Origin of the sequence: Rathayibacter sp. AY1C9 (assembly GCF_002932315.1) — a bacterium.
Classification (GTDB): Bacteria; Actinomycetota; Actinomycetes; order Actinomycetales; family Microbacteriaceae; genus Rathayibacter.
In genome coordinates, this window is sequence record NZ_PSVZ01000005.1 from 176,436 (window position 1) to 187,702 (window position 11,267).

The window sequence follows — 11,267 nt, forward strand, 5'->3', positions numbered from 1 at the left end:
CCGGTCCCGGTGAGGCCGACCCGGCCCGGACGACCGCGGAGCTCCCTCCACGACGGTGGATCCGCACACCGGCCTCCTGCGACAGCGCACGTGCCCCCGGCCGCCCCGTCTCCTAGGGTGGAGCGGGCGCCGCGGGGCGTGCGGAGGGCGGGGGACATGCGCAGGACGGTCATCGGAGCGACGGCACTGGCCGGTGTGCTCGCGCTCGCGGGGTGCTCGGCGCCCGCTCCGGCTCCGACGGTCACGGTCACCGTGTTCGCCACGGCGACGCCGACTCCGGTGCCGGACCCGACCGTCACGGCGGCGCTCCCGCAAGCGACGGCCACGGTCTTCGCGCCGGTCCCCGAGGCGACGGTCACCTTCACGCCGAACGCGACACCGGACATCCCCGAGACCGCCTTCGCGGTCGACAACGGCGCGGTTCCCGGGGCGAACGGCGAGCCGACCCGCGATGGGGAGGGGGACATCGTGAGCTACACCGTGGTGCAGGGCGACACGTTCTTCGACATCGCGCAGCGCTTCGGGATCCCGGTGCAGCAGCTGCTCCGGATGAACCCGACGATCGCCGGAGCCGGCGAGGCGGTCTACATCAATGCAGTCATCAACCTCGACGCGAGCACGCTGGGCTGAGCGGAGCGGCGAGCCGCGGAGGCGGCCGCCCGGAGCGACCCGGCTACTGCGACTTCGGCAGGACGTGGAACGCGACGGCGAGCGATCCCGAGATCATCAGGATGCCGCCGACGAAGAGGAATCCGGCGATGTCGGGCAGCAGGAACGAGTTGCCGAGAACGAGGATCCCGCCGAGGAACAGCACGAACGAGAGGACGACGCCCAGACCAGTCATGCCCTCATCGTACGCAGGTCACGGGAGCAGGAGGTCCGCGAGCTCCTCGGCGCCGGACACCAGCGCGATCGTCCCGACCGCCTCGAGCGGCGATCCGTAGCCCCACTCGACCATGATCGTCGGCACGCCGTGGGCGGCGGCGCCCTGCACGTCGTGCTCGCGGTCGCCCACCATCACCGGCGCCGAGAGGTCGACGCCGAGCTCGCGGAGCCGGCGCAGCGCCTCCTCCACGACGTCGGCCTTGGCGCTGCGGACCTCGTCCTCGGAGGCGCCGCAGATCACCGTGAAGTACTGCGCCAGGCCGTAGTGCTCGAGGATGCGCGTGGCCGCCGACTCCGGCTTGGAGGTCGCGAGCGAGAGTGGCACGCCGGCCTCGGCGATGCGCGCGAGCACCTCGGGCAGCCCCGGGTAGACCGAGGAGTCGAACAGTCCGCCCGCGTTGTAGCGGCGGCGGTAGACCACGAGCGCCGCCTGCGCCTCCTCGACGGTCATCCCGCCGAGCTCGCGGAACGCCTCGAGCAGCGGAGGGCCGACGTAGGCCAGCAGCTCGGCCGGAGCGGGCACGGGGCGGCCCAGCTCGACGAAGGTCTCGACGAGGGTGCCGGTGATGCCGGGGGCGGAGTCGGTGATCGTGCCGTCGAGGTCGAACAGGATGCAGGACCAGGTGCCGGCTCGCGCGTCGAGGCCGGTGGCGGCGAGGGTCGTGTCGGACATGGCGGGCTCCTGACCTCGGAGGACGGGGTGACGCCGGCGCTGCCCCGCCGGGGGCCACACTCTACGGCCGTTCGGCGTCCAGAGCCCGTTCGACGAACGAACGAGTGACGACCTGGGCGATCGAGCCGGGGTCGAGCTGCACGGCGACGAAGTCGGCGGTGCGGATCAGCGCGAAGGCCTCGCGTCCGGGGAGGACCAGCATCTGCACCCGCGGATGCTGCTGCCGGGGGACCGCGGTGCGCACCTCGTCCGTGGAGGTGAACAGCGGCAGGACCTGCTCCCCGGTGGTCGTCGCGACGGTGCGGACGTGCGGCACGCCTCCGGGCTGGGAGCCCGTGACGTCGACCACGAGGGAGCCGTCGAGGCAGGCCTCGAGCAGCCGGTCGACGGCCTCGGCGGTGGGAGCGGCGACGAGCGCCTCCAGTGCTTCCCGAGCCTCCGCATTGCGGTACGGACCGGGTCGCGCCGGGCGTGCAGGGGGTCCGCCTCGTCGTGCCATGACTCCACGCTAACGAAGACCGGGGCGTGATCGGAATCGCCGGGTCCGGTTCCCGGGAATGCGCGCGATCGGTGTCCGGAATCGTTACGGCCGTCTGCGGACACCGTGTCCTCTATTCGACGGCTGGTGGCGAACAGCTCGATTCCGCCCTGATTGCCTCCGCTTATCCTGAACATTCCCCTCGACATGGCGCGAGAAAGGGACGAATGGCGCCATTCATGGCGCACTCGATTGTGAAAGGGGGTAATGTCTCTTCCGGTCCGGGTCGAGACAGTCCGGTCCCGCGAACTCCAGGAGGAAAAGTGGCCCAGAAGATCACGCTTGTCGACGATATCGACGGAACCCTTATCGATTCCGGTGACGGCGGTACCGTCCGCTTCAGCATCGAGGGCGCCAACTACGAGATCGATCTCGGCCCCGACAACATCGCCGAGCTCCACTCGGCGCTCGAGAAGTTCGTCTCGAGCGCCCGCCGCGTCGGCTCGCGCCCCGCGGCCGCCACGAGCGTCGCGACCGCCTCCAAGAGCGACCCCAAGCAGCTCAAGGCCATCCGCGAGTGGGCGAACGCCAACGGCCACCCCGTCTCCGACCGCGGACGCATCCCCTCCGAGGTCCAGGCCGCCTACCAGGCCGCGCACAAGTAGCGGCCGCCGGGCTCTCGGCCCGGTGAGACGCGGCATTCCCGGGCCTCGCGCCCGGTGAGCGGAAGGCCCCCGTGATCCGATCGCGGGGGCCTTCGCCGTGCCTGTCGCCGGGCCTGTCAGAACAGGCGCGTGTGGGAGTCGTCGGTGCCGCGCATGGCCTCGTAGTCGAGCACCACGCAGCGGATTCCGCGGTCCTCGGCGAGAGTCCGCGCCTGCGGCTTGATCTCCTGAGCGGCGAAGACTCCCGTCACCGGGAAGAGGTGCGGATCGCGATTCATCAGCTCGAGATAGCGGGTGAGCTGCTCCACTCCGTCGATCTCGCCGCGGCGCTTGATCTCGACGGCGACGGCGGCTCCCGAGGAATCGCGGGCGAGGATGTCGACCGGGCCGATCGCGGTCATGTACTCGCGCCGGACGAGAGTGTGCCCCTCTCCGAGGAGGCCGATCTGCTCGGCGAGAAGGCGCTGGAGATGCGACTCCACTCCGTCCTTCACGAGTCCCGGATCGACGCCGAGCTCGTGCGCCGAATCGTGCAGCACCTCGTGGATGGAGACGACGAGAGCGTCGCCGGTCTTGCGGTGCGCGACGGTCCACTGCTGCGTCACTCCCGCGGCGCGCGCCTCCTCGTCGGGCTCGCCCGTGATCAGCGTGCAGGGCGGGCTCATCCAGTTCAGCGGCTTGTAGGAGCCGCCGTCGGAGTGGATGAGGACGCTCCCGTCGGCCTTGACGAGCAGGAGGCGGGTGGCGAGCGGGAGGTGGGCGCTGAGACGGCCGGTGTAGTCGACGGAGCAGCGCGCGATGACGAGACGCACCCGTCGAGGATAGACGGCACGGCCCCGGCGGGCTCCCGGCTCAGTGCGCGGCGACGGGAGGCCGGCGGCCGAGCGGAGGAGCGGGCGGCGGCACCGAGAGCGAGGCGCGCAGCGCGACCGCGAACTCGGCCGGCGCCTCCGCCCACGGGTGGTGGCCGCTCGACTCGATGACGGCCAGGCTCGCCTGCGGCAGGAGCGCGGTGAGCGCCTCCAGAGCGGCGACGCCCGTCACCGGATCGTCCTCGCCGCCGAGGACGACCGCGGGGCAGTCGAGGCGCTGCAGAGCGTCGCGGATCGCCGCGGTGTCGTCGGAGCCGGCGGGAGTCGTGTGACCGGCAGCCCGGTCGTCGATCCCGAGCCAGGCGGTGCCGGGGGCGATCAGGAGCAGGTGGGCGACGCGCTCGGGCGCGTCCACGGCGGCGAGCAGGACGGCGCGGCAGCCGGAGTCGTGCGCGGCGAGATCGAGCTCGTCGACGCCGAGGTGGCGGCGCAGGTCCTCCACGTCGGCGGCCGTCGTGGCCGGGGGAGCGGGAGGCAGCTCCGCGGAGTCGCCCACTCCGCGCGGGTGCAGCACGAGGACGCGGCGCGTGCAGGCGATCGAGGCGAACGAGCCGAGGTAGGAGGGGTGGCGCTCCGGCTCACCGGGGACGACCACCAGGGGCCGCCCCTGACCGGCTCCGTGCTCGTCGACGTGGAGCAGGGCGCCGTCGCGCGCTCGGTACCGCATCCGCTCCCCCTCCGCCGCCGTCCTGGGAAGCCTAGGGGGAGGCGCGCCGGGGCGCCCGGGCCCCACGGGGGCTTGCGGAGGCGCGTGGAGCGGGGCGGTCAGCTCCGTCGGCTGCGGGCGGCGGGGGAGGCGAGCCCGGCGACGACCACCAGGGCCAGCACCAGGAAGAGGGCGTTCAGCAGGCCGTAGTGCTCGCCGAGGAAGCCGATGGCCGGCGGTCCGACCAGGAACGCGACGTAGCCGAGCATCGCCACCGCGCTGACGCGGGCGGCCGAGTGCGGCCCCTCCGCCGCGGCCGACATGCCCACCGGGAAGCCGAGCGAGCAGCCCAGACCCCAGGCGACCGCGCCGACGACGACGAGCGCGTCGACCGGGGCGAGGATGAACAGCAGGATGCCGACGATCGCGAGCCCGGCGGAGGCGCGCAGCACCGGGACGCGGCCGAAGCGGTCGAGCACGGGCCCGCCGATCACGCGTCCGACGGTCATGGCGGCGACGAACACGCCGAACACGACGGCGGCGGTCGTCTTGTCGGTGCCGTGGCCGTCGACCATCGCCAGGGTCAGCCAGTCGTTCGCGGAGCCCTCGGCGAAGGCCATGCCCAGCATGATCAGGCCGATGAGGACGAGGCGGCCGTCGCGCCAGACGCCGAGGGAGGCGGCGACGCGCTCGCGGACCGGCGGCTTCACGGTGGTCGCCGCGCCGGAGGTGTCGAGCTCCTCGCGGACCGGGACGAAGCGGATCGCGATCACCGCGGTCACCGCGATCACCACGGCGATCGCGCCGAGGTGGACGGCGACGGGCACGGCCAGGGCGGAGGCGCCCGCGCCGATCAGCGCGCCGGCCACGGTGCCGAGGCTGAAGAAGGCGTGGAACAGCGGCAGGAGCGTCTTGCCGAAGGCCTTCTCGTTGGCCGCTCCCTCGACGTTCATCATCACGTCGACCGCTCCGTTGCCGAAGCCGAGCATCGCCATGCCGGCGAAGGCCGCGGGGAGGACGCCGATGACGTCGGCCGAGACGCCCAGCACCGCGAGCCCCGCCGCCGAGACGGTGAGGCCGAGCGCCATGCCGCGCCGGGCGCCGATCGCGCCCATGACCGGCGTCGAGAACGCGAGTCCGACGATCGCGCCGATCGACATCGAGAGGATCAGCAGGCCCACTCCGGCGGTCGAGAGCTGGAGCTCGTCGCGGATGGCGGGGGTGCGCGAGACCCAGGTGGCGATCGAGATCCCGCTGAGGACGAAGATCGTGAAGACGGCGTTGCGCCAGGCGACCAGCTGCGGGCGCGTGAGCGCGGACGTCGAGGTCATGGCGGTTCTCCTGGTGCGGGCGGGATCCGGACACCGGATCGAGAGGCACGGTCGAATCGATTCGAAGCGAGCCGGTCTAAGCTATCCGGAACCCCGGGGACGGTCAACCGATGACGAGCGCGCCGCCCCCACGAGGAGGAACGTGGAACCCCGCAAGAGCCCCCGGCCGACGCTCGCCCGCGTCGCGAGCCGGGCCGGAGTGTCCCCCTCCACCGCCTCGCTGGTCTTCAGCGGCTCCGGCCCCGTCTCGGAGGCCACGAAGGAGCGGGTGCTGCGCGCGGCGTCCGAGCTCGACTACGCCGGTCCCGACCCGCGGGCGCGCTCGCTCCGCCGCGGCCGCTCGGGGATCGTGGGGGTCGTCGTGGACGAGCGGATGCTGCACGCGTTCCGCGACCCGATCAAGATCGCCATGCTCGACGGGATCGCCGACGTGCTCGGCGGGGTCGACGCCGGGATCCTGCTGCTCACCGAGACCGGCGACGGCGCGGGCCTGCTGGCGACCGCCCCGGTCGACGCGATGATCCTGGTCGGCTGCAGCCCGTCGGTCGACGACTCCGTCGCCGTGCTGCGCCGCCGGGGGGTGCCCGTCGTCGTGGTCGAAGGCCTCTCGGAGCTGGGCGGCGCCGTGATCTCGCTCGACAACCGCGAGGCCAGCCGCACCCTCGCGGAGCACCTGCGCGAGCTCGGCCACGAGCGGGTCGCGGTGGTCTCGCTCCCGTTCGCGAAGGACCGCCGTCGCGGCGCGATCCCGCCCGGCTGGCGCTCGAGCCCCAGCATCACTCCGGTCGACCGCCTCCTCGGCGTGCAGGACGTCTTCCCGGACGCGTCGGTCGTCGCCGCCGCGGCGAGCTCGGTCGACGAGGGCGTCGCCGCGGGCCGCACGCTGCTCGAGGGGCCGGAGCCGCCGACCGCGGTCGTCGCGCAGAGCGATCTGCTGGCCGCGGGCGTGATCCTCGCGGCGGAGGAGCGCGGGCTGCGCGTGCCCGAGGACCTCTCGGTGGTCGGCTTCGACGGCGTGCAGGTGCCCGGTCTCGCGGCCGAGTACGACCTCACGACGATGGCCCAGCCCGCGGTCGAGAAGGGCCGTGCGGCGGGACGGGCCGCGGTCGCGCTCCTGGCCGACGAGGAGGCGGAGGCGGTCTGCTTCCACGCCGTCTTCCACCGCGGGAACACCAGCGCACCGCCGCGCTGACCGGAGTTGTCCACAGGCTTCTCCACAGGGGAGGAGCGCGGTCAGCGGAGCCAGACGTCGCTGCGGACCCGGAGCCCGAGGGTGACCGCGCGGGCGCCGAGGAAGCCGACGGCGAAGGCGAGCCAGAGCGCGAGGAGGCGCCATTCGGCGGGCGCGGCGGGGGCGAGCAGGGCGAGCGGGACGAAGACGGCGAGGTTCGCGAGGCCGCTGAGCGCCAGGTAGCGGCCGTCGCCGGCGCCGATCAGCACGCCGTCGAGCACGAAGACGTAGCCGCCGAGCGGAGCGGTGAGGCCCACGACCGCGATCGCCGCGGGGAGCAGCCGCAGCACCTCCTGGTCGCTCGAGAAGACGTACGGCAGGACACCGCTCAGACCGGTGACCAGCGCTCCGAGCACTACCCCCGCACCGATTCCCCAGGTCACACAGCGTTTCGTGACGGCGCGGGCCTGCTCGGCGTCACCCGCGCCGAGGAGGCGGCCCAGCAGCGCCTGCGCGGCGATCGCCACCGCGTCGAGGGCGAAGGCGACCGTCGAGAACAGCGTCATCGCCACCTGGAAGGCGCCCAGCTCCTCCGCCCCGAGCGAGGTGGCGGTCGCGACCGCGAGCAGGATCGCCGCGCGGAGGCTCGCTGTGCGCAGCAGCATCCAGCCGCCGGATCCCGCGGAGGAGGCCAGGCCCGCGAGGTGCGGCCGCAGCGGCGCGCCGACCCTCCGGGCGAGCCGCAGCGCGACTCCCGCGTAGGCCGCGAGCATGGCCCACTGAGCGATCACCGTCCCCAGTGCGGAGCCGGTTATCCCCAGGCCGGCCGGGTAGATCAGCACGGCGTTGAGAGCGGCGTTGAGAGCGAATCCGCCGGCGGCGATCACCAGCGGAGTGCGGGTGTCCTGGAAGCCGCGGAGGAGCCCGGTGAGCGCGAAGACGCCGAGCATGGCGGGGATCCCGGCCATGCTCACCGCCAGGTACCGCACGCCCGCCTCGGCCACCGCCGGCTCCGCGCCGAAGAGCGCCACGACGGCCGGAGCGGTCAGCGCGCCCACCACGGCGATGCCGGCGCCGAGGAGCAGGGCCAGCCAGCCGCCGTCGATCCCGGCCGCCACGGCCCTCCGCTCGTCGCCCTCGCCGAGGGCCCGGCCGACCCGCGGAGTCGTGCTGTACGCGAGGAAGACCATCAGGCCGACGATCGTCTGCAGCACCGTGCCGCCCAGCGCGAGCCCGGCGAGCGGGACGGCGCCGAGATGGCCGACCAGGGCGGAGTCGGTGAGCAGGAACAGCGGCTCGGCGACCAGCGAGCCCAGCGCCGGGACGGCGAGCCGGAGGATGCTGCGGTCGAGGGCGGAGGTCACCGCTCGACGCTAGCGGCTGCCGCAGCTCCGGGACGGGCGTACCGTGGGCGGGATGCAGCGCTTCGGGATCGGGCTGGCGGCCGTGGGCCGGCCGGCGTACATCACGGCAGGGCGCGACGACGACCTCGGCCCCGCGGCCGAGCGGAGCGTCGACGCGCTGCGCGAGCGCACGCACCTGCTGCTCGACGCGGCGTGGGACGCCGGCGTCCGCTTCCTCGACGCCGCGCGCTCCTACGGGCGGGCGGAGGAGTTCCTCGGCGGCTGGCTCGCCCGGCATCCGGAGCGGCGGGCGGCGCTCACGATCGAGTCGAAGTGGGGCTACGAGTACGTCGGCGGGTGGGCGATGGATGCGCCGGTGCACGAGCGCAAGGAGCACTCGGTCGCGATGCTCGACCGCCAGTGGCCGCTCACGCTCGACGCGCTCGGCTCGGCGCCCGACTCCTACCTCGTCCACTCGATCACTCCCGAGAGCCCGGCACTCACCGACCGCCCGCTGCTGGACCGACTGCGCGGCCTCGCCGGCTCCGGAGTGCGCGTCGGCCTCTCCACCAGCGGACCCGAGCAGGCGCGCGTGATCGAGCTCGCCCGCGCGATCCCGGAGTCGCCGTTCAGCGCGGTCCAGAGCACCTGGAACCCGCTCGAGCAGTCCGCGGGCCGGGCGCTCGCCGCCGCGCACGACGACGGCTGGCTGGTGGTGGTCAAGGAGGCCCTCGCCAACGGGAGGCTCGTGGCGCACCCGATCGAGCACGCCGGCGCCGCGCCGGACGCCGTCGCCCTGGGGGCCGTCCTCGCGCAGCCCTGGGCCGACGTCGTGCTGAGCGGCGCGGCGACTCCGGAGCAGCTGCGGGCCAACCTGCGCGCGCAGCCCCGGGAGCACCCGGACCTCCCGGCGCTCGCCGTGGATCCGGCCCGCTACTGGGCCGAGCGCTCCGCTCTCGACTGGACCTGAGAGCACTCGAACGAAGTGAGGCGTGCGCTCCGGCGCCGCACGGGATAGCGTTCCTCTCAGCGCCCCGTCTGCCCTCTCTGCGAGGGCTGGCGCGCGGATCGGCCCTCGTGATATCGCCCGAGGGGATCCGCCCCGGCCCGCCACCCCTCTTCGAGTGCGGGCGAATCGAGCTTGCGGTTCTCAGGCGATCCGCAGGTTACGGGCGGGGTGACGGCAGTGCCAGAGGAAGCGGGGAGCGCGGGCTTAACGGGGGGTGACGCATCGGCGGGCTATGCCGGGGATGCCGGACGGCCGTGGTCCGAGGGGTCGATCCGGATGGCGCACTCGAGGAGCTCGGCGCTCCTCCACAGGGCGCGGATCAGCGCGGGCATCCCCGGGAGCGATCGTCACGATCCCGAGCCCTCAGGACTCGGAGCCCCGCCGGACCCGCAGCCGCGTCTCCTCGAGGTCGAGCAGCGACTGGGCGTCGCGGAGGATGCGCTGCGGGTAGGCGCGGCGCGAGCGCGCGTCCAGCAGCGCCTCCCGCTCGGCCGCGACCACGGCGAGGCGCAGCGCCCGGTAGAGGCGGTGCGGAGTGTCCGCGATCGACCGCTCCGTGCCGCGCGAGCGCTCCCAGGCGGCCTCGGAGCGGAGGAACGACGTCTGGCGCACCCGCTCCAGGACGTCCGGAGCGACGCCGTCGGCGCCCTCGACGGCGTCGCCCGGGCGCTCCAGCACCGAGAGGCCCTTCTCGGTGATCTCGTCGAGCAGGCCCGCGAGCGCGCGCTGGTCCTCGGGCACGTCGATCCCGCGGATGCCCAGCGCCCGGATCAGCAGCGGCAGCGTGCTGCCCTGGATCAGCAGGGTCGCGACGGCCACGGTGAAGGCGATCAGCACGAGCTGCGGACGGTACGGGATGTCCTCGGGCAGCGACTGCGCGGCCGCGAGGGTCACCACTCCGCGCATCCCGGACCAGCCGAGCACCAGACCGCCGCGCCAGCCGATGCCGTTGCGGCTGAAGTGCCGGTAGTCGCTGCGCCGCAGCAGGTAGCGCCGCTTCGCCCGGCCGCGCTCCTCCTTCGGTAGCTCCTGCGCCTCGGGCGACTCGAGCAGCTCCTTCTGCTCGCGGGCCCGGCGCTCGGCCCGGCGGGTCTGCCAGCGCTCGCCGAGGAGGACCGGCCCGACCCAGAGGAAGCGCACGACGATCAGCCCGACCACCGCGATCAGCCCGATCCCGACCGCTCCGGGCACGGAGAGGCGCGCGCTGTCGGCGTCGTGGATCAGCGAGCGGATCTCGAGACCGATCAGCAGGAACACGCCGTTCTCGAGCAGGAACTGCACGGTCCGCCAGTTGATCCGGTCGTTCACCCGCGACTGGGCGGTGAAAGCGCGGGAGGAGGCGTGCCCGGTGTGCAGGCCGGCGACGACCACGGCGAGCACGCCCGAGGCGCCCAGGCCCTCGGCGGGGATGAACGCGACGAAGGGGACGATGAAGGAGAGGACGGTGTTGAGCACCGGGTCCTCGAGCCGCGAGCGGACGAAGACGGTGACGACGCTGGCCACGAACCCGACCACGACGGCCACGACGACCGCGTAGAGGAAGTCGCCGATCGCGGCCCACGGCGTCGCGAGCGTCCCCGCGGCGGCGGCGAGGGCCGAGCGGAGGAGGACCAGCGCGGTCGCGTCGTTGATCAGCCCCTCGCCCTCGAGCAGGGTGAGCAGCCGCGGCGGGAGGCCGAGCCGCCGGCCGACCGAGGTCGCGGCGACGGCGTCGGGCGGGCTGATGATCGCGCCCACGGCGATCGCCAGGCCCAGCCCGAGCTCGGGGAGGAGGAGGAAGAGGAGCGCGCCGACGCCGGCCGCCGAGATCAGCACCAGCACGACCGACAGGCCGGTGATGGTGGTCAGATTCCGGCGGAAGTCGATGAACGGGACGCTGAGCGCCGCCGCGTAGAGCAGCGGCGGCAGCACGCCGTCGAGCACCCACTCGTGCGGGACGACCACCTCCGGCACCCCGGGGATGTACGAGAGGCCGACGCCGGCGAGCACGAGGACGATCGGGGCGGCGACGCCGAGGCGCCGCGAGAAGACGGCGACCGCGACGAGGACCGAGACGCCGACGATCGCGGCGATGCCCAGCTCCATCAGCGGAGGCTCTCGAGGGCGCAGAAGGGCATGGTCTCGTCTCCAGGGGGTGGCGGGCGATCGCCCGCCACCCCCTGGAGACGAGACCATGCCCTTCTGCGCCCTCGAG

At 73.7% G+C, this 11,267-nt stretch carries 12 protein-coding genes; 4 read left to right on the top strand and 8 right to left on the bottom strand.

Annotation, left to right across the window (positions count from 1 at the left end; all coding sequences use genetic code 11):
- Nucleotides 1–156: 156 nt before the first annotated feature.
- The gene (locus C5D09_RS06095; RefSeq protein ID WP_104222627.1) at nucleotides 157–630 is read left to right on the top strand and encodes a LysM domain-containing protein; all 474 of its coding nucleotides are present in this window, start codon (nucleotides 157–159) and stop codon (nucleotides 628–630) included.
- Nucleotides 631–673: 43 nt separating this feature from the next.
- On the opposite strand, the gene C5D09_RS17430 is transcribed toward C5D09_RS06095, so the two are convergent.
- The 3 genes from C5D09_RS17430 to C5D09_RS06105 all read right to left on the bottom strand — a co-directional run bounded on the left by C5D09_RS17430 (nucleotide 674) and on the right by C5D09_RS06105 (nucleotide 2,057).
- Entirely contained in the window at nucleotides 674–844 is a 171-nt protein-coding gene (locus C5D09_RS17430) for a hypothetical protein (RefSeq protein ID WP_159911733.1), read from the bottom strand.
- 18 nt (nucleotides 845–862) lie between these two features.
- A complete protein-coding gene (locus C5D09_RS06100) occupies nucleotides 863–1,558 on the bottom strand; it encodes an HAD hydrolase-like protein (RefSeq protein WP_104222626.1) in 696 nt (231 codons plus the stop codon).
- A gap of 61 nt (nucleotides 1,559–1,619) precedes the next feature.
- The gene (locus tag C5D09_RS06105; RefSeq protein ID WP_104222625.1) at nucleotides 1,620–2,057 is read right to left on the bottom strand and encodes an SseB family protein; all 438 of its coding nucleotides are present in this window, start codon (nucleotides 2,055–2,057) and stop codon (nucleotides 1,620–1,622) included.
- 302 nt (nucleotides 2,058–2,359) lie between these two features.
- Here C5D09_RS06105 and C5D09_RS06110 point away from each other — a divergent pair, with 302 nt between their 5' ends.
- On the top strand, nucleotides 2,360–2,701 hold the full coding sequence (locus tag C5D09_RS06110; RefSeq protein WP_104222624.1) for an Lsr2 family protein: 342 nt from the start codon (nucleotides 2,360–2,362) through the stop codon (nucleotides 2,699–2,701).
- 116 nt (nucleotides 2,702–2,817) lie between these two features.
- Here C5D09_RS06110 and nucS read toward each other — a convergent pair whose 3' ends face one another.
- The 3 genes from nucS to C5D09_RS06125 all read right to left on the bottom strand — a co-directional run bounded on the left by nucS (nucleotide 2,818) and on the right by C5D09_RS06125 (nucleotide 5,550).
- Entirely contained in the window at nucleotides 2,818–3,513 is a 696-nt protein-coding gene (gene nucS, locus C5D09_RS06115) for an endonuclease NucS (protein ID WP_104222623.1), read from the bottom strand.
- Nucleotides 3,514–3,553: 40 nt separating this feature from the next.
- The gene (locus tag C5D09_RS06120; protein ID WP_104268838.1) at nucleotides 3,554–4,240 is read right to left on the bottom strand and encodes an alpha/beta fold hydrolase; all 687 of its coding nucleotides are present in this window, start codon (nucleotides 4,238–4,240) and stop codon (nucleotides 3,554–3,556) included.
- Nucleotides 4,241–4,338: 98 nt separating this feature from the next.
- Nucleotides 4,339–5,550, bottom strand: coding sequence for an MFS transporter (locus tag C5D09_RS06125; protein ID WP_104225755.1), 1,212 nt, complete (start codon nucleotides 5,548–5,550; stop codon nucleotides 4,339–4,341).
- Nucleotides 5,551–5,692: 142 nt separating this feature from the next.
- Here C5D09_RS06125 and C5D09_RS06130 point away from each other — a divergent pair, with 142 nt between their 5' ends.
- Nucleotides 5,693–6,742 carry a LacI family DNA-binding transcriptional regulator gene (locus tag C5D09_RS06130; RefSeq protein WP_258066926.1) on the top strand — a complete coding sequence of 350 codons (1,050 nt, stop codon included), beginning with the start codon at nucleotides 5,693–5,695 and terminating at the stop codon, nucleotides 6,740–6,742.
- Between the two features lie 41 nt (nucleotides 6,743–6,783).
- On the opposite strand, the gene C5D09_RS06135 is transcribed toward C5D09_RS06130, so the two are convergent.
- Nucleotides 6,784–8,085: an MATE family efflux transporter gene (locus C5D09_RS06135; protein WP_104247566.1), complete on the bottom strand. Its 1,302-nt coding sequence runs from the start codon at nucleotides 8,083–8,085 to the stop codon at nucleotides 6,784–6,786.
- A 52-nt stretch (nucleotides 8,086–8,137) separates the two neighbouring features.
- Here C5D09_RS06135 and C5D09_RS06140 point away from each other — a divergent pair, with 52 nt between their 5' ends.
- Nucleotides 8,138–9,034, top strand: coding sequence for an aldo/keto reductase (locus tag C5D09_RS06140; RefSeq protein ID WP_104261413.1), 897 nt, complete (start codon nucleotides 8,138–8,140; stop codon nucleotides 9,032–9,034).
- Nucleotides 9,035–9,436: 402 nt separating this feature from the next.
- Here C5D09_RS06140 and C5D09_RS06145 read toward each other — a convergent pair whose 3' ends face one another.
- Complete coding sequence (locus tag C5D09_RS06145; RefSeq protein WP_104268840.1) at nucleotides 9,437–11,158, bottom strand: sodium:proton antiporter; 1,722 nt, start codon at nucleotides 11,156–11,158, stop codon at nucleotides 9,437–9,439.
- Nucleotides 11,159–11,267: the final 109 nt, after the last annotated feature.